This window comes from Agromyces sp. NPDC057865, from assembly GCF_042796995.1.
Classification (GTDB): domain Bacteria; phylum Actinomycetota; class Actinomycetes; order Actinomycetales; family Microbacteriaceae; genus Agromyces.
Map to the genome: position 1 here is coordinate 269,986 of NZ_JBHVMJ010000002.1, position 16,772 is coordinate 286,757.

Genomic DNA, 16,772 nt, shown 5'->3' on the forward strand with positions numbered 1-16,772 from the left:
CGGGCGATCCCGCACCGCGCCGGCCACCGCCGAATATGCCGGTCGCGGTCCACGGCGTCAAGGGCGGGTCGCCCGCCGGCCGCTCGCTCAGCCGATGCGTCGACCGACCGCGGCCACCACGGCCTCGAGGGCCTGGCCCGACCCGTCGCGCTTCGCGCCGCCGTCGGGCAGCTGCCGGGCGGACCCGTCTGCGGCGACCGCGAGCGCGGGGGAGGAGCCGACCCAGGCGAGGTGCAGGGCGTCCTCGCCCTTCAGGAACCGCTGCGCCCGCACGCCGCCGGTGGCGCGACCCTTGGCCGGGAACTCCGTGAACGGGCTCACCTTCGCGCTGCCCGGGTCGGTGCCGAGGAGCGTCTCGTTGCTCGCGGCGATCGTGACGACCACCGCGTCGGCGGCGGCATCTGCCGGCACGCTCGTGAAGTGCACGACGTGCGCACCCGAGGTCAGGTTGATGCCCGCCATGCCGCCCGCCGGGCAGCCCTGCGGGCGCACGGATGCCGCGGGGAATCGCAGCAACTGGGCGTCGGCGGCCACGAACACGAGCTCGTCGGTCTCGTCGCCCTGCACGGCGCCCACGACCTCGTCGCCGGCCTTCAGGCCGATGACCTCGAACTCGGGCTTGTTGGGATAGGCGTTGGTCGCGACGCGCTTCACGACGCCCTGCTTCGTGCCCAGCGCGATCGAGCGGTCGCCGTCGAGCGCCACGAGCGCGAGCACCTTCTCGTCGCGGTTCGGCAGCGCGAGGTAGTCGCCGACTCGCACGCCGGCACCGAGCTGCACCGAGGTCGGCGGCAGCATCGGCAGGTCGACGGGCGTGAACCGGATGAGCCGGCCGAGGCTCGTGACCGCGCCGATCTCGGCGCGGCTCGTGGTGTCGAGCGTCGAGCGGATCGCGTCGTGCTTGCTGCGGCGCGCCGGCTGCGTGATCGTGGGCCGGCCGTCGGGCCCCTCGGGCAGGTCGACGCGGGCGATGCGACCCGTCGCGCTGAGGAACACGCGGCACGCGACATCCGCCACCTCGAGGGCGGCGGCGGCGGCGTGCTTCGCGCGGGTGCCGGCGATGTTGGGTCGCGCGTCGGTGAGCAGCGTGCGCCGGGGCGTGCCGTAGCGCTCGGCGATCTCGGCGAGCTCGTCGGACACGAGCGCCTCGATGCGGTGCCGGCTCGCGAGCAGGGCCTCGAGCTCCTCGATCTCGGCACGCAGCTTGTCGCGCTCCGCCTCGAGCTCGAGGCGCGAGAACTTCGTGAGCCGACGCAGGCGCAGTTCGAGGATGTACTCGGCCTGCACCTGGCTGAGGTCGAACACGTCCATCAGGCGGGTGCGGGCCTGGTCTGCCTCGTCACTCGTGCGGATGACCTGGATGACCTCGTCGATGTCGAGGATCGCGATGAGCAGGCCCTCGACGAGGTGCAGGCGCTCCCTGCGGCGGGCCAGGCGGAACTGCGACCGCCGCGTGACCACCTCGATGCGATGCGCGACGTACACCTGCAGGAGCTCGCGCAGGCCGAGCGTCTGCGGGCCGCCGTCGACGAGCGCGACGTTGTTGATGTTGAAGGAGTCCTCGAGCGGCGTCAGGCGGTAGAGCTGCTCGAGCACGGCCTCTGGGCTGAAGCCCGTCTTGATGCCGATGACGAGGCGCAGGCCGTTCGTGCGGTCGGTGAGGTCGGTGACGTCGGAGATGCCGCTGATCTTCTTGGCGTTGACGCCGTCCTTGATCTTCTCGATGACCTTCTCGGGGCCGACGAGGTAGGGCAGCTCGGTGACCACGAGCCCGGTCTTGCGCGCGGTGATGCTCTCGACGCTGACCTTCGCGCGGGTCTTGAAGCTGCCGCGGCCGGTCGCGTAGGCGTCCTTGATGCCGGCGAGGCCCACGATCGTGCCGCCGGTCGGCAGGTCGGGCCCGGGCACGTACTCCATGAGCTCGTCGAGCGTCGCGTTCGGGTGGGCGATGAGATGCCGTGCGGCCGCGACCACTTCGATGAGGTTGTGCGGCGCCATGTTCGTCGCCATGCCGACCGCGATGCCGCTCGCGCCGTTGACGAGCAGGTTCGGGTAGGCCGCGGGGAGCACCTCGGGCTGGGTGAGCTGGTTGTCGTAGTTCGGCACGAAGTCGACGACGTCCTCGTCGAGCCCCTCGGTCATCGCGAGGGCGGGGGAGGCGAGGCGGGCCTCGGTGTACCGCGGCGCGGCCGGGCCGTCGTCGAGCGAGCCGAAGTTGCCGTGGCCGTCGACGAGCGGCACGCGGAGCGTGAACGACTGCGCCATGCGCACGAGCGCGTCGTAGATGGCGGTGTCGCCGTGCGGGTGCAGCTTGCCCATGACCTCGCCGACGACGCGCGCCGACTTCACGTGGCCGCGATCGGGGCGCAGTCCCATCTCGACCATCTGGTACAGGATGCGACGCTGCACGGGCTTCAGGCCGTCGCGCGCGTCGGGGAGGGCCCGCGAGTAGATGACCGAGTAGGCGTACTCGAGGAACGAGCCCTGCATCTCGGTGGCGACGTCGACGTCTTCGATGCGTTCGACGATCGGCTCGTCGGCGGGCGGGTTCTTGGCTCGGGTCATCCGTGGTCTCTGGTGCTGGCGTGCGGTGCACGCGGGGGAACGGGGGCGCGCCCGGCCTGTGCCAGACTGGGCGCGATGCCTGCCATGCTACCGGTGCCCGCCGTCACCGTTCCGCGGCTTGCCGGGGTCCTCGCGAGTTCGCTGGCGAGCCTGCAGGGCGTGCAGAACGGGTTCGAGCTGCCCGCGGCATCCGGTGCGGTCATCGTGCTCGTCGACGGCCTCGGCGCAAGCAACCTGCAGGCGCGCGCCGGTCATGCCCGGTTCCTGAGCACGCGGATGTCGCGACGCGACGTGATCCGCACGGTGCTGCCCTCGACGACGGCCGCCGCCCTCGCGAGCTTCACGACCGGGCGGATGCCGGGGGAGCACGGCCTCGTCGGCTACAAGGTGCTCGACGCGTCGCACGACCGCGTCGTGAACCAGCTCAACGGCTGGGACGCCGGCATGGTGCCCGAGACGTGGCAGCGCTCCGAGACGCTCTTCGAGTCCGCGGCAGCCGACGGTGTGCCGACGTTCGCGATCGGCGCCGCGCGCTACGCGGACTCCGGCTTCACGCGGGCGGTGCTGCGCGGGGCCGAGTTCCGCGCCGCGGCATCCGTGCCCGATCGCTTCGCGATGGCGCAGTCGGTGCTCGAGCAGCACCATGGCGCCCTCGTCTACCTCTACGTGCCCGAGCTCGACCAGGCCGCGCACGCCCACGGCTGGGAGTCCGACCGCTGGCTCGGCCTCCTCGAGCAGCTCGACGCCGAGGTCGCCGCGTTCGAGCGACGGATGCCGCGTGGCACGGGCCTGCTCGTCACGGCCGACCACGGCGTGGTCGACGTCCCCGCCCACCGGCACGTGTTCGTCGACGCCCGGCCCGACCTCCTCGACGGCATCCGCCACGTCGCCGGGGAGCCGCGATTCCTCTCGCTCTACGCCGAGCCGGGGCTCGACGAGCCGGCGCGGGCGCAGCTCGTCGAGGGCTGGCGGTCCGCCGAGGGTCACCGCGCGTGGGTGCTCGGTCGCGACGAGGCGATCGAGTCGGGGCTCTACGGCCCGACGGTCGCCGACGAGGTGCGGAGCCGGATCGGCGACGTGCTCATCGCGGCGCGAGCGGGGATCGCCTACTACGACCGGCGCGAGCCGAACCGGCAGGCCGAGCTCATGGTCGGGCAGCACGGCTCGCTCACCGACGAGGAGACCCGGGTCCCGCTCATCCGGGCGGGGGCGTACGCGCGCCCGTAGCGGCAGCGCGGCGCGTCAGGGCGCGCCGACACGCGGACGCGGCATCCGTCGCCGATCGACCCCGATCGCGAGCCGAACCCGGATCGGGACCGCCGGACGCGGGTCAGGACGGGTACTGGCCCCGCTTGACCTGCGGCTTCGGCAGGCGCAGCGGACGCAGCTGCAGCGCGCGCATCGCGGCGTACCAGCGGACCTTCTCGGCCTTGCCCGCGCCGAACTTGGCGTTGATCTTGCGGGTCAGGATCGTGCCCAGGATGATCACGTCGATCACGGACACGAGGAAGAAGCCCCACAGCGCGAAGATGCCGATGGTCTGCACCTCGTAGCTCGGGATCAGCGTGAGCACGATGACGAGGAACATCACCGGGATCAGGATCTCGCCGATGCTGAACCGCGCGTCGACGTAGTCGCGCACGAACTTCTTCTGCGGGCCGCGGTCGCGCGCGGGCAGGTACTTGTCGTCGCCCATCGCCATGCCGACACGGGCCCGCTCACGGGCCTCGGTCTGCTTCGCGCGCGCCTGCTTCGCCGCCTCCTTGCGGTCGTCGGGCACGAGCGGGCGCTTGCGCGCGGCCTCCTGGGCCGCACGGCTCGGAGTGGGCGTTCCCTTGCCGACCTTGGGGGTCGACTCGGATGCCGCGTTGTCGGCGCCGGCTTCGGGCGCGGGGGAATTGGTGGAGTTCTTGGCCACGGGAGTCCTCGGATCGGTTCCCTTAAGATTACCGGCATGACCCAGCCCCCTCCCACCGGATCCACGATCGCGCCCACCGAGGCCGCCGAGGCGATCCGCAGCGCCGTGGACGCCGGCTTCCCTGCGACCGTCGCCGACCTCGCCCGCCTCGTGCGGATCCCGTCCGTCTCGTGGCCCGCGTTCGACCCGGCCCACGTCGCCGAGAGCGCCGAGGCCGTCGCCGAGCTGCTCCGCGGGACCGGGGTGTTCGAGCTCGTCGAGGTGCGACGCGCGGCCGTCGAGGACGGCTCTGAGCTCGGCCAGCCCGCGGTGGTGGCGAGCCGCCCAGCGCGCAACGGACGCCCGACGGTCCTCCTCTACGCGCACCACGACGTGCAGCCGCCCGGGAAGGACGAGGACTGGGACACGCCGCCGTTCGAGCCCACGCAGCGCGGCGACCGCCTGCACGGCCGCGGCGCCGCCGACGACAAGGCGGGCGTCATGGCCCACGTCGGCGCCATCCGCGCGTTCGCCGAGGCGGCGGGCGACTTCGACCTCGGCATCGCCGTCTTCATCGAGGGGGAGGAGGAGTGGGCGTCGCGCTCGTTCGCCAACTTCCTCAGCGAGAACCGGGACCTCCTCGCCGCCGACGCGATCATCGTCGCCGACTCCGGCAACTGGGACGTCGAGACGCCGGCCATCACCGTCGCGCTCCGCGGCGCCGTCGCATTCAACCTCCGGATCGACACGCTCGCGCACGCCTCGCACTCGGGCATGTACGGCGGCGCCGTGCCGGACGCGATGCTCGCCGGCATCCGCCTGCTCGACACCCTCTGGGACGCCGACGGCTCGGTGGCGGTCGAGGGCCTGCGCGATGCGGGGCTCGAGACGCCCGCGTACGACGAGGCGCAGCTGCGCTCCGAGGCCGGCCTCCTCGAGGGCGTCGCGCCGATCGGCAACGGCACCATCCTGTCGCGCATCTGGTCGCAGCCCGCGATCACCGTCACCGGCATCGATGCACCGGATGTCGCGAACGCCTCGAACACGCTCCTGCCCGGCATCCGCGCGCGCGTGAGCGCCCGCATCGCCCCCGGCCAGGACGCCAAGGAGGCGTTCGTCGCGATCCGGGCCCACCTCGAGGCCAACGCGCCGTTCGGCGCACGCCTCGCCTTCGAGGACGTCGACACGGGCCAGCCGTTCCTCGTCGACACGAGCGGCTGGGCGGTCGCCGAGACGCGCGCGGCCATGGCCGAGGCGTGGGGACGCGAGCCCGTCGAGATCGGCGTCGGGGGCTCCATCCCGTTCATCGCCGAGCTCGTCGAGGAGTTCCCGGGCGCCCAGATCCTCGTGACGGGCGTGGAGGACCCCGAGTCCAAGGCGCACAGCCCGAACGAGTCGCTGCACCTCGGCGTGTTCAAGCGCGCCCTGCTCGGCGAGGCCCTGTTCCTGGCCCGGCTCGAGGCGCGCGGCGACGCGTCCTGACGACACGCGCGACGCCCTGAGTCCCTGTCGGACGCATACTCAGGATCCGCGGTTACCATTGATGCAGGCTTACGTGTACCTGACGCACCGAGGAGTGACATGAGCGACACGATCACCGACACGACGCACGGCGTGAAGCTGAGCGACCCCGCGGCCGACAAGGTCCGCAGCCTCCTCGAGCAGGAGGGGCGCGACGACCTGCGACTGCGCGTCGCGGTGCAGCCCGGCGGATGCTCCGGGCTCATCTACCAGCTCTACTTCGACGAGCGGCTGCTCGACGGCGACGCCGTCGTGGACTTCTCGGGCGTCGAGGTCGTGGTCGACAAGATGAGCGTGCCCTATCTCGACGGCGCCTCGATCGACTTCGAGGACACGATCCAGAAGCAGGGCTTCACCATCGACAACCCGAACGCGCAGGGCAGCTGCGCGTGCGGCGACTCCTTCCACTGAGGGTTCGTCGACTCTGCTCCCGAAGGGAGGCCGCCCGGGCGGCCTCCCTTCGGCGTTTCCGCAGGTGGTTTCGGGAATCCACGCATCGGCGCCCGACACCGCCTCGGGGTGCACACCCCGGGGGTCGAGTCGGAGTAGGCTAGGGACCGATCACCGCGCTTCGCTGTGAAGCGCCTTCGAGTCTCCCGAAAGGTCACCGGTGCGCCACAATCGCCGTCTCCGATGGGCTGCAATCCCGATCGCAGCGTCGCTCAGCCTCGTCCTCGCCGGATGCACGCAGGCACAGCTGAACGGATTCCTTCCGGGCTTCGAGGAGGGCCAGTCTCCCGTCACCAACCACACCGAGCTCGTCTCGGGCCTGTGGGTGACGTCGTGGATCGTGCTGCTCGTCGTCGGCGTGATCACCTGGGGCCTCACGATCTGGGCCGTCATCGCGTACCGGCGGCGCAAGGGCCAGACCGGCCTCCCGGTGCAGCTGCGCTACAACATGCCGATCGAGGTCTTCTACACGATCGTCCCCCTGATCCTGGTGCTCGGCTTCTTCGCCTTCACGGCTCGCGACCAGGCGGTCATCGAGCAGCGCTTCGCCGAGGACGACATCGACGTCAAGGTCGAGGTCATCGCCAAGCAGTGGGCCTGGGACTTCAACTACGTCAACGAGGACGTCTACTCGCCCGGCATCCAGGGCCAGCTCTCCGACGAGGGCCCCTCGGGCTCGCTCGTCCAGTCCGAGCTCCCCACGCTCTACCTGCCGGTCGGCAAGAACGTCGAGATCGAGCTCGAGTCGCGCGACGTGATCCACTCCTTCTGGGTCGTTGACTTCCTCTACAAGAAGGACATGTTCCCCGGCAAGACGAACTACATGTCGTTCGTCCCCGAGCGCGAGGGCACGTACGAGGGCAAGTGCGCAGAGCTCTGCGGCGAGTACCACTCGCTCATGCTCTTCAACGTCCAGGTCGTCTCCGAGTCGGAGTACGAGGACTACATCCAGTCGCTCCGCGACCTCGGCCAGGAGGGCCAGCTCTCCAACGAGTACGACCGCAACCAGAACCAGCCCGGCAAGGGCGCGCCCGAACTGAAAGAGGAGCACGAAGCCGAATGAGCACCACGACCGCACCGGCTCGGCCGCAGTCGAGCAGCCTGCCGTTCGGCGCACCCAGGGTCGAGCGCAAGGGCAACGTCCTCGTCCGGTGGATCACCTCCACCGACCACAAGGTCATCGGGTACCTCTACCTGATCACCTCGTTCATCTACTTCTGCATCGGCGGCGTGATGGCCCTCATCATCCGCGCGCAGCTGTTCGAGCCCGGTCTCGAGATCATCCAGACGCGTGAGCAGTACAACCAGCTGTTCACGATGCACGGCACGATCATGCTGCTGATGTTCGCGACGCCGCTGTTCGCGGGCTTCGCGAACGTGCTCATGCCGCTGCAGATCGGCGCGCCCGACGTCGCGTTCCCGCGACTGAACGCGCTCGCGTACTGGTTGTTCAACTTCGGCTCGCTCATGGCCGTCGCCGGCTTCTTCACCCCGCAGGGTGCGGCGTCGTTCGGATGGTTCGCCTACCAGCCCCTCGCTTCGACCACGTTCTCGCCGGGCATCGGCGGCAACCTCTGGATGCTGGGCCTCGGCCTCTCGGGCTTCGGCACGATCCTCGGCGCGGTGAACTTCATCACGACGATCATCACGATGCGCGCGCCCGGCATGACCATGTTCCGCATGCCGATCTTCACCTGGAACACGCTCGTCACGTCGATCCTCGTCCTGATGGCGTTCCCGGTGCTCGCGGCCGCGATCCTCGCCGCCGGTGCCGACCGCATCTTCGGCGCGCACATCTACGATCCCGCCAACGGCGGCGTCATCCTCTGGCAGCACCTCTTCTGGTTCTTCGGCCATCCCGAGGTGTACATCATCGCGCTGCCGTTCTTCGGCATCGTCTCCGAGATCTTCCCGGTGTTCAGCCGCAAGCCGATCTTCGGGTACAAGACGCTGATCTACGCCACCATCGCGATCGCGGCCCTCTCGGTCACCGTGTGGGCGCACCACATGTACGTCACCGGCTCGGTGCTGCTGCCGTTCTTCGCCCTGATGACGATGCTCATCGCGGTGCCGACCGGCGTGAAGATCTTCAACTGGATCGGCACGATGTGGCGCGGATCCATCACGTTCGAGACACCGCTGATCTGGTCGCTCGGCTTCCTCATCACGTTCGTGTTCGGTGGTCTCACCGGCGTGATCCTGGCGTCGCCGCCGCTCGACTTCCACGTCTCCGACACGTACTTCGTCGTCGCGCACTTCCACTACGTCGTCTTCGGCACGGTCGTGTTCGCGATGTTCGCGGGCTTCTACTTCTGGTGGCCCAAGTGGACCGGCAAGATGCTGAACGAGACCCTCGGCAAGTGGCACTTCTGGCTCCTGTTCATCGGCTTCCACACGACGTTCCTCATCCAGCACTGGCTGGGCGTCGTCGCGATGCCGCGCCGGTACTACTCGTACCTGCCCGAGGACAACATCACCTGGATGAACCAGCTGTCGACCATCGGCGCCGGCATCCTCGCGGTCTCGCTCATCCCGTTCTTCCTGAACGTCTACATCACCGCGCGTCGTGCGCCGAAGGTGACCGTGAACGACCCGTGGGGCTACGGCCGCTCGCTCGAGTGGGCGACCAGCTGCCCGCCGCCGCGGCACAACTTCACGTCCATCCCGCGCATCCGCTCCGAGGCGCCGGCGTTCGACCTCAACCACCCCGAGGCCGGCATCCCGGTGGGCATCGGTCCCGCGAAGGACGCCCCGCAGGCACCGGTGTTCGACGCCGCGACGAAGGAAGTCAAGTAGATGCGCGCCAATGTGAACATGTTCTGGATCCTCGCGGGCTTCTTCGGATTCTCGGCGATTCTCTACGGAACCTGGAGCGCGATCGACGAGGTCGACCCGGGCATGGAGTGGGCCGGCACCGTGGCGCTGTCGCTCACGACCGTCCTGTCGGCGTTCATCGCCTTCTACCTCGGTCGTGTGCACCGGGCCCAGGGCGCTGAGCTGCCCGAGGACCGCATCGACGCCAACATCGACGACGGCGACGCCGAGCTCGGCTTCTTCAGCCCGTGGAGCTGGTGGCCGATCATCCTCGCGTCGGGCGCCGCGCTCGGCTTCCTCGGGCTCGCGATCGGGTTCTGGATCACGTTCATCGCGATCCCGCTCGTCATCATCGCGCTCGTCGGCTGGGTGTACGAGTACTACCGCGGAAACTTCGCTCGCTGAGCGATCCCGTTCGAAGGGCCCGGCACCGCGTGGTGCCGGGCCCTTCGTCGTTCCGCGAGCCGCTGCGGGCCTCGTCGGCGGCCGAGCAGGTCAGAGGTGCCCGCCTGCGGGCGCACGGACGGCGGCCGGTTCCCGCACGGCCACGGCGATGTGCCAGCGCTTCGAACGCTCGTAGGTGGTCAGCGAGAGGCCGTGGGCGCTGAGCACGGCCAGCATGCCCGCGGGGGAGTGGACGTACCCGCGATACCGGCGACCGGTGAGCGCCATCCAGGCGTTGCTCATCGTCACCGCGGCCCGGGTGAAGAGGTTCCGCGCCGGATGGCTGAACACCACCGCCGTCCTCGCATGGTCGGCGGCGGCGCCGAGGAGGCCCGCGAAGTCGGGATAGCAGCAGATCACGCGGTGCAGCAGCACGTAGTCCGCTCGTGCCACGCCTGGGTCGGATGCCGCGGCGAGGTCCACGCCGACGATCCGGGTGACACGGCCGTCGACGCCGCTCGCCCGCATCAGCTCGTCCGCCTGCTCCTCGTACGCGTCGGACAGCTCGAGGTTCACGGTCTCGGCCGCGCCGCGCGAGAGCAGCTCGAGCTGGAGCTCGCCGACGCCGCCGCCGATCTCGAGCACGCTCCGGCCCGGGAGGCCGAGCCCCGACAGGGCGTCGACGATGCGTCGCTCGGGCGCGGTCGGTCCGCGTCGTAGGTACCGACGGGCGAGACTGCTGGCGAACCGCTCGTCGAAGATCTCCGAGTAGCGGCCGTCCCCCTCGGGCCCGCAGCATCCCGACATGCACCCAGTATGACGCCGACGACGCGCGACGGCGCCGACGGATCTTCAGTGGGCGTCGGTGGCGTGCTCGAACACCAGCACGTCGACGGAGACCGTGATCGTGCGGTCGTGATCCGGCGACGCCGGACGGCGGTCGGGGTGATGCGCGGCGGGGCCCATGTCGGAGAGCAGCGCCTGCGTCGCGGCCGACGCCTCGAGTGCGTACGACACCTCGGTGCGTGCCCGATACGCGAGCCCGTCCGCTCGGAAGCGGTCGGCCACCAGCTCGGCCTTCTCAGCGGGCACGTCCAGCATCGCGCCCTCGGCGCGCAGCTCGTGCAGGTGGCCGGCGGTCGGAACCACGACGACGATCACGCCTCCGGGCCGGAGGATCCTCGCGAACTCGGGAGGATTGCGCGGCGCGAAGACGTCGAGGACGACGTCGGCGACGGCGTCGCGCAGGGGCAGCGGCCGCCAGGTGTCGAGCACGACGCCCGTGGACCGGGCGACGGCGCGTCGGCTCATCCGCACCGCATCGACTGAGCGGTCGGCGAGCAGGAACTCGGCCGTGGGGAGTGCACCAGCGAGGAACGCCGAGTAGTACCCGGTGCCGCAGCCGAGGTCGGCGATGCGCGCGGCATCCGCTGCGCCGTCGACCCAGGCAGCACTCACGGCGTCGGCGATCGCGGTCGCGATCGGTGCGTACGCCCCGCTGTCGAGGAGCGCGGCCCGCGCGTCGAGCATCGCCCGGTCGTCGCCGATCGTCTTCGGCGCCCGCGGCGGGAGGAGCGTGACGATGCCGTGCTTCGAGAGGTCGAAGCGGTGCCCGGTCGGGCATCCGAGCGTGCGCTGCTCGACCGCGTCGAGGTCGAGGAGACAGTTCGGGCACCGGAGCCATGTCGTGTCGATCGACATGGAACCGGTGCCCGATCGGGAGAGCGGTCGGCTCAGTGGTGCGACGAGTGGTGCGCCGCCTCGAGCTCGCCCTTCGTAACCGGCGCGATGCGGTCCTCGAAGAACCAGCGCGACAGGCCGGCCCGGACGCGCTGGCCGACGGTGATCTTGCCGCGCGAGTTCGGGCGGATCATCAGCGGCTCGTACGTCGTGAAGCTCACGAGGCGCCAGCGGTCGTACTCGTCGAGCGGCTGGTGGACCTCGATGAACTCGCCACCGGGCAGCTTGACGATGCGGCCCGACTCGTAGCCGTGCAGCACGATCTCGCGATCCTTCTTCTGCAGCGCGATGCAGACGCGCTTCGCGATGAAGTAGGCGATGAACGGGCCGACGATCGTCGTGAACTGGAGGGCGTGGATGACGCCCTCCATGGTCAGCGAGAAGTGCGTCGCCAGGATGTCGGAGCTCGCCGCGGCCCAGAGGCTCGCGTAGAACGTGACGCCGGCGGCGCCGATCGCGGTGCGGGTGGGCGCGTTGCGCGGACGGTCGGCGATGTGGTGTTCGCGCTTGTCGCCGGTGACCCACGCCTCGATGAACGGGTACGCGACGACGAGCAGGATGAAGATGCCGATCGCGATCAGCGGCACGAGGATGTTGAACGACCAGGTGCGGTCGAGCCACACGAACTCCCAGCCGGGCGGGATCAGGCGCAGCGCGCCGTCGGCGAAGCCGATGTACCAGTCGGGCTGCGTGCCCGCCGACACCGGGGACGGGTCGTAGGGTCCGTAGTTCCAGATCGGGTTGATCGTGAACATCGAGGCGATGAGCGCGATCACGCCCCAGATGATGAACATGAAGCCGCCGGCCTTGGCCGCGTAGATCGGGAGGATGGGCGGACCGACCGCGTTGCGCTCGGTCTTGCCGGGCCCGGCGTACTGCGTGTGCTTGTGCACGACCACCAGCACGAGGTGGATCGCGATGAGCGCGACGACGAGCGCCGGCAGCAGCAGGATGTGCAGCGTGTACAAGCGGCCGACGATCGCGGTGCCTGGGAACTCGCCGCCGAAGAGCAGGAACGAGGTCCAGGTGCCGATGATCGGGATGCCCTTGATCAGGCCGTCGATGATGCGGAGGCCGTTGCCCGAGAGGAGGTCGTCGGGGAGCGAGTAGCCGGTGAAGCCCTCACCCATCGCGAGGATGAAGAGGGTGAAGCCGATGATCCAGTTGAACTCGCGCGGCTTGCGGAACGCACCCGTGAAGAAGATGCGGAGCATGTGCAGGCCGATGGCCGCCACGAAGAGCAGCGCCGCCCAGTGGTGCATCTGACGCACGAACAGGCCGCCGCGGATGTCGAACGAGATGTCGAGCGTCGAGGCCATGGCCACCGACATCTCGACGCCCTTGAGGGGTACGTACGAGCCGTCGTAGTGGACCTCGGCCATCGAGGCCTGGAAGAAGAACGTCAGGAACGTGCCCGAGATGAGCACGACGACGAAGCTGAACAGCGCGATCTCGCCGAGCAGGAACGACCAGTGGTCGGGGAAGGCCTTGCGGCCGAGCTCCTTGACGAAGCCCGCGAGGCTCGTGCGCTCGTTGACGTAGACGGATGCGGCGGCCGTGAACGACCGCTTCTGCGTGCCGTTGGGGGAAGTGACGGTGCTCAACTGCGCTCCCAGAAGCTCGGGCCGACGGGTTCGGTGAAGTCGCTCTGCGCCACGAGGTAGCCCTCGTCGTCGACGGCGATGGGCAACTGCGGCAGCGGGCGCTTGGCCGGGCCGAAGATGACCTCGCAGTGGTTCGCCACGTCGAACTGCGACTGGTGGCAGGGGCAGAGCAGGTGGTGGGTGTGCTGCTCGTAGAGGGCCACGGGGCATCCGACGTGGGTGCAGATCTTCGAGTAGGCGACGATGCCGTCGTACGACCACGACTCGCGGTCGGGCGCCTGGTTGAGCTCGCTGGGCTCGAGGCGCATGAGGAGGACGGCGGCCTTGGCCTTCTCCTCGAGCCGGCCGTGCTCGAGCTCGGCGAGGCCCTCGGGGATGACGTGGAACGCGCTGCCGATGGTGACGTCGGCAGCCTTGATCGGCACGCCCGACGGGTCGAGCGTGAGGCGCGTGCCCTTGGCCCACATGGTGTGGCTGAGCAGCTCGACGGGCAGCTGGTCCTGCGGGGCGAATCCGCGGAACAGCACGACGGCGGGCAGCGGGAACACGAGGAGCGCGCCGATGAGGCTGTTGCGGATGACGGCGCGGCGGGAGAAGCCGGACTCCTGATCGGAATCGGAGAACACCTTCGCGGCGGCGGCCTGCGTCTCGGGGGAGCCGCCGATCGGGTGGCGTTCGTCGGCGAGCTCCACCTCGGACATGACCGACTTGCCCCAGTGCACGACGCCGAAGCCGATGCCGAGCAGTGCGAGCGTCGCTCCGAGCCCGACGAACATGTTGTTCAGCCGGACCATGCCGACGTCGTTGGACTCGATCGGGAACAGCATGTACGCGGCGATCGCCCAGACGCTGCCGAGGATCGAGAGGTAGAAGAGCGTGTAGACGGTGCGCTGGGCGCGCTTGGCGCGCTTCGGCTCCTCGTCGACGACGCGGGGGCGATGCGCCGGGAAGCCGGGGTTCTCGAACGTGTCGGTCGCGATGATCGCGGTGCCCGGCGAGACGGCGAGGTCGTGCTCGGCGTGCGACGAGTCGACGGCGGCGACGTCAGTGCCGCTGTGGTCGTCCTGTGCCATGGTTCTCCTTCTTAGCTGCTTCGGTGCCGGGGGCGTGTGCTAGTTGGACTTCGCCGTGATCCACACGGTGATCGCGACGATGGCGCCGAGACCGAAGATCCAGATGAACAGGCCCTCTGCAACCGGCCCGAGCGAGCCGAGCTCGAAACCGCCGGGCGAGCGGTTGTCCTGGACGTACTTGAGGTACGTGATGATGTCGCGCTTGTCTTCAGGCGAGATGTTCAGGTCGTTGAACACCGGCATGTTCTGCGGGCCCGTGACCATGGCCTCGTAGATGTGCACGCCCGAGACGTCGGTGAGCGGGGGAGCGAACTTGCCCTCGGTGAGCGCGCCGCCGGCGCCGGCCACGTTGTGGCACATGGCGCAGTTGATGCGGAACAGCTCGGCGCCGTTCGCGGCGTCGCCGCCGCCGTTGACGAGGTGGTCGGCGGGGATGTCGGGGCCGGGGCCGAGGGAGGCGACGTAGTACGCCAGCTGCTTGACCTGCTCGTCGGTGAACTGCGGCGGCTTCTGCTGCGCCTGGGGACCCTGCATCTGCATGGGCATGCGGCCCGTGCCGACCTGGAAGTCGACCGCCGCGGCGCCGACGCCGATGAGGCTCGGACCCGTGCCGGTGCCCTGGGCCTCGAGGCCGTGGCAGGTTGCGCAGTTCGCCTGGAAGAGCTTCTTGCCCTGCTCGATCGTCTCCTGCGACGTGGGCTCGCTCTCGGCCTGCGCCGCGGTGCCGGTGCTCAGGGCGGCGTACGCGCCGCCCGTGAAGACGAGGCCGAGCGCGAGGAGCGCGACGGTGGCGAGCGGGTGCCGGCGGCCGGTGCGTCGCTTCGAGCGGTTCATCAGTTTCTTCCTGTTGGCGGTCATGCGGTTCGGGCGCTCCAGCTGGCGACTATTTGAGGACGTAGATGACGAGGAACAGGCCGATCCAGACGACGTCGACGAAGTGCCAGTAGTACGAGACGACGATGGCGCTGGTCGCTTCGCGGTGGCCGAAGTTCTTCACCGCGAACACGCGGCCGATGACGAGCAGGAACGCGATGAGGCCGCCCGTGACGTGGAGGCCGTGGAAGCCCGTCGTGAGGTAGAAGGCCGAGCCGTACGCGTTGGAGTCGAGGGCGATGCCCTCGGAGACCAGCGTGGCGTACTCCCAGATCTGACCCGCGACGAAGATCGCGCCCATGGCGTAGGTGAGGAAGAACCACTCGACCATGCCCCACTGCGACGGCTTCCACCCGGTGGCGTAGGGCTGCAGCCGCTCGGCCGCGAACACGCCGAACTGGCAGGTGAACGACGAGAGCACGAGGATGATGGTGTTCGTCAGCGAGAACGGGAAGTTCAGTCGATTCGCCTCGAACTCCCACAGCTCGGGCGACGTCGACCGCAGCGTGAAGTAGATCGCGAAGAGGCCCGCGAAGAACATGACCTCGCTGCCGAGCCAGACGATCGTGCCCACCGCAACGGTGTTCGGTCGCTTGATCACGGGCGCGCTCGCCTGATAAGTGATTGAGGTGCTCGTCACGCTCCCCATTATGGCTGAAATCGGGGCTGAGTTTTCGTCATCCGGGGGAGTCGTGTCGGTGCTTTCGGGTTAGGCGACCCTCAGTTGCGGTGTGTGTCCGCCGCGAATCCGCCCTGAATCCCCGTCGCTAGGATCGGTGCATGCCCGAGCGACAGAATTGGCCCGCCGTCATCTCCACGCTCCTGGACGGTGAGGACCTCAGCGTCTCGGATGCCGCGTGGTGCATGGAGCAGGTCATGACGGGCACCGCGACCGACGCGCAGCTGGCCGGATTCCTCATCGCGCTGCGGGTCAAGGGGGAGACCGTCGACGAGATCGTGGGCTTCCGCGACGCCGTCCTCGAGCACGCGGTGCCGCTGGACGTCGACCCGATGGCGCTCGACATCGTGGGCACCGGGGGCGACCGCTTCGGCACGGTGAACGTGTCGACCATGGCCTCGGTGATCGCCGCGGCATCCGGCGTGCCCGTCATCAAGCACGGCAACCGCGCGGCGAGCTCGTCGTCGGGCTCCTCCGACGTGCTGGCCGCGCTCGGGCTCGACCTCGGCCTGCCCGCCGACCGCGTGGCGCAGGTGCTCGACGAGGCGGGCATCACGTTCGCGTTCGCCGGTGCGTTCCACCCCGGCTTCAAGCACGCGGGGCCCGTCCGCTCGCAGCTCGGCGTGCCGACGGTCTTCAACTTCCTCGGACCGCTCTGCAACCCGGCCCGGCCCGAGGCGTCGGCGGTCGGCGTCGCCCACCTCGACCGCGTGCCCCTCATCGTCGGCGTGTTCCAGACGCGCGGCGCGACGGCGCTGGTGTTCCGCGGCGACGACGGGCTCGACGAGCTCACGACGACCGGTCACAGCCACGTCTGGGAGGTGTCCCGCGGCACGGTCAAGGAGCACGACCTCGACCCGCGCGAGCTCGGCATCCCGCGCGCGAGGATCGACGACCTGGTCGGCGGCGACGCCGCCCACAACGCCGAGATCGTGCACCGCGTGCTCGCGGGCGATCGCGGCCCCGTGCGCGACATCGTCGTGCTCAACGCGGCGGCCGGGCTCGTGTCGTTCGAGCTCGCGAAGGACCCGAGCCAGTTCCAGCGCGCGATCCTCGACCGGTTCCGCGACAAGATGGCGGTCGCCGAGGAGGCCATCGACAGGGGGGCGGCCGCCCGCAAGCTCGAGGAGTGGATCGCCGCCACCAAGGCCTGATCGCCTCTGCGCATGCGA

General features: G+C 69.7%; 15 protein-coding genes. 7 read left to right on the forward strand and 8 right to left on the reverse strand.

The features are described 5' to 3' along the window. Positions 1 to 87 precede the first annotated feature (87 nt). Positions 88 to 2,565, reverse strand: coding sequence for a DNA topoisomerase (ATP-hydrolyzing) subunit A (locus ACFVN5_RS08900; protein ID WP_376954655.1), 2,478 nt, complete (start codon positions 2,563 to 2,565; stop codon positions 88 to 90). A 75-nt stretch (positions 2,566 to 2,640) separates the two neighbouring features. On the opposite strand from ACFVN5_RS08900, the gene ACFVN5_RS08905 reads away from it, so the two are divergent. Then, positions 2,641 to 3,792 carry an alkaline phosphatase family protein gene (locus tag ACFVN5_RS08905; protein ID WP_376954656.1) on the forward strand — a complete coding sequence of 384 codons (1,152 nt, stop codon included), beginning with the start codon at positions 2,641 to 2,643 and terminating at the stop codon, positions 3,790 to 3,792. A 103-nt stretch (positions 3,793 to 3,895) separates the two neighbouring features. Here ACFVN5_RS08905 and ACFVN5_RS08910 read toward each other — a convergent pair whose 3' ends face one another. After that, positions 3,896 to 4,483, reverse strand: a complete 588-nt coding sequence (locus tag ACFVN5_RS08910) for a DUF3043 domain-containing protein (RefSeq protein WP_376954657.1) — start codon at positions 4,481 to 4,483, stop codon at positions 3,896 to 3,898. Positions 4,484 to 4,519: 36 nt separating this feature from the next. Here ACFVN5_RS08910 and ACFVN5_RS08915 point away from each other — a divergent pair, with 36 nt between their 5' ends. The 5 genes from ACFVN5_RS08915 (at position 4,520) to ACFVN5_RS08935 (ending at position 9,652) form a co-directional block, all read left to right on the forward strand. Beyond that, positions 4,520 to 5,944 (forward strand): dipeptidase, encoded by a 1,425-nt coding sequence (locus ACFVN5_RS08915; RefSeq protein WP_376954658.1) that lies wholly within the window; start codon positions 4,520 to 4,522, stop codon positions 5,942 to 5,944. A 99-nt stretch (positions 5,945 to 6,043) separates the two neighbouring features. Beyond that, positions 6,044 to 6,394, forward strand: coding sequence for an iron-sulfur cluster insertion protein ErpA (gene erpA / locus ACFVN5_RS08920; RefSeq protein WP_148735037.1), 351 nt, complete (start codon positions 6,044 to 6,046; stop codon positions 6,392 to 6,394). Positions 6,395 to 6,593: 199 nt separating this feature from the next. After that, on the forward strand, positions 6,594 to 7,496 hold the full coding sequence (gene coxB, locus ACFVN5_RS08925) for a cytochrome c oxidase subunit II (RefSeq protein ID WP_376954659.1): 903 nt from the start codon (positions 6,594 to 6,596) through the stop codon (positions 7,494 to 7,496). Further along, positions 7,493 to 9,229 carry a cytochrome c oxidase subunit I gene (gene ctaD / locus ACFVN5_RS08930; protein ID WP_376954660.1) on the forward strand — a complete coding sequence of 579 codons (1,737 nt, stop codon included), beginning with the start codon at positions 7,493 to 7,495 and terminating at the stop codon, positions 9,227 to 9,229. Before coxB ends, ctaD begins: the two co-directional genes overlap by 4 nt. Beyond that, positions 9,230 to 9,652 (forward strand): cytochrome c oxidase subunit 4, encoded by a 423-nt coding sequence (locus tag ACFVN5_RS08935; RefSeq protein ID WP_376954662.1) that lies wholly within the window; start codon positions 9,230 to 9,232, stop codon positions 9,650 to 9,652. It abuts the gene before it with no gap. 90 nt (positions 9,653 to 9,742) lie between these two features. Here ACFVN5_RS08935 and ACFVN5_RS08940 read toward each other — a convergent pair whose 3' ends face one another. From ACFVN5_RS08940 to ACFVN5_RS08965, 6 genes are read right to left on the reverse strand one after another with little or no spacing between them, the layout of a single operon-like run. Further along, complete coding sequence (locus ACFVN5_RS08940) at positions 9,743 to 10,438, reverse strand: class I SAM-dependent methyltransferase (protein ID WP_376954663.1); 696 nt, start codon at positions 10,436 to 10,438, stop codon at positions 9,743 to 9,745. 45 nt (positions 10,439 to 10,483) lie between these two features. After that, complete coding sequence (locus tag ACFVN5_RS08945; RefSeq protein WP_376954664.1) at positions 10,484 to 11,332, reverse strand: methyltransferase domain-containing protein; 849 nt, start codon at positions 11,330 to 11,332, stop codon at positions 10,484 to 10,486. Between the two features lie 32 nt (positions 11,333 to 11,364). After that, positions 11,365 to 12,975, reverse strand: a complete 1,611-nt coding sequence (locus ACFVN5_RS08950; RefSeq protein ID WP_376954665.1) for a cytochrome bc complex cytochrome b subunit — start codon at positions 12,973 to 12,975, stop codon at positions 11,365 to 11,367. Further along, the gene (locus tag ACFVN5_RS08955) at positions 12,972 to 14,048 is read right to left on the reverse strand and encodes a Rieske 2Fe-2S domain-containing protein (protein WP_376954667.1); all 1,077 of its coding nucleotides are present in this window, start codon (positions 14,046 to 14,048) and stop codon (positions 12,972 to 12,974) included. Before ACFVN5_RS08955 ends, ACFVN5_RS08950 begins: the two co-directional genes overlap by 4 nt. A gap of 39 nt (positions 14,049 to 14,087) precedes the next feature. Further along, entirely contained in the window at positions 14,088 to 14,882 is a 795-nt protein-coding gene (locus ACFVN5_RS08960) for a c-type cytochrome (protein ID WP_376954668.1), read from the reverse strand. Between the two features lie 49 nt (positions 14,883 to 14,931). After that, positions 14,932 to 15,570, reverse strand: a complete 639-nt coding sequence (locus ACFVN5_RS08965) for a heme-copper oxidase subunit III (RefSeq protein ID WP_376954669.1) — start codon at positions 15,568 to 15,570, stop codon at positions 14,932 to 14,934. Positions 15,571 to 15,701: 131 nt separating this feature from the next. Here ACFVN5_RS08965 and trpD point away from each other — a divergent pair, with 131 nt between their 5' ends. After that, on the forward strand, positions 15,702 to 16,754 hold the full coding sequence (gene trpD / locus ACFVN5_RS08970) for an anthranilate phosphoribosyltransferase (protein ID WP_376954671.1): 1,053 nt from the start codon (positions 15,702 to 15,704) through the stop codon (positions 16,752 to 16,754). Positions 16,755 to 16,772: the final 18 nt, after the last annotated feature.

Bases quoted from the DNA above. Each gene is read 5' to 3' on its own strand.
- ACFVN5_RS08900 (WP_376954655.1), bottom strand. From the start codon at position 2,565: ATGACCCGAGCCAAGAACCCGCCCGCCGACGAGCCGATCGTCGAACGC.
- ACFVN5_RS08905 (WP_376954656.1), top strand. From the start codon at position 2,641: ATGCCTGCCATGCTACCGGTGCCCGCCGTCACCGTTCCGCGGCTTGCC.
- ACFVN5_RS08915 (WP_376954658.1), top strand. From the start codon at position 4,520: ATGACCCAGCCCCCTCCCACCGGATCCACGATCGCGCCCACCGAGGCC.
- erpA (WP_148735037.1), top strand. From the start codon at position 6,044: ATGAGCGACACGATCACCGACACGACGCACGGCGTGAAGCTGAGCGAC.
- ctaD (WP_376954660.1), top strand. From the start codon at position 7,493: ATGAGCACCACGACCGCACCGGCTCGGCCGCAGTCGAGCAGCCTGCCG.
- ACFVN5_RS08935 (WP_376954662.1), top strand. From the start codon at position 9,230: ATGCGCGCCAATGTGAACATGTTCTGGATCCTCGCGGGCTTCTTCGGA.
- ACFVN5_RS08940 (WP_376954663.1), bottom strand. From the start codon at position 10,438: ATGTCGGGATGCTGCGGGCCCGAGGGGGACGGCCGCTACTCGGAGATC.
- ACFVN5_RS08945 (WP_376954664.1), bottom strand. From the start codon at position 11,332: ATGTCGATCGACACGACATGGCTCCGGTGCCCGAACTGTCTCCTCGAC.
- ACFVN5_RS08955 (WP_376954667.1), bottom strand. From the start codon at position 14,048: ATGGCACAGGACGACCACAGCGGCACTGACGTCGCCGCCGTCGACTCG.
- ACFVN5_RS08960 (WP_376954668.1), bottom strand. From the start codon at position 14,882: ATGAACCGCTCGAAGCGACGCACCGGCCGCCGGCACCCGCTCGCCACC.
- ACFVN5_RS08965 (WP_376954669.1), bottom strand. From the start codon at position 15,570: ATGGGGAGCGTGACGAGCACCTCAATCACTTATCAGGCGAGCGCGCCC.
- trpD (WP_376954671.1), top strand. From the start codon at position 15,702: ATGCCCGAGCGACAGAATTGGCCCGCCGTCATCTCCACGCTCCTGGAC.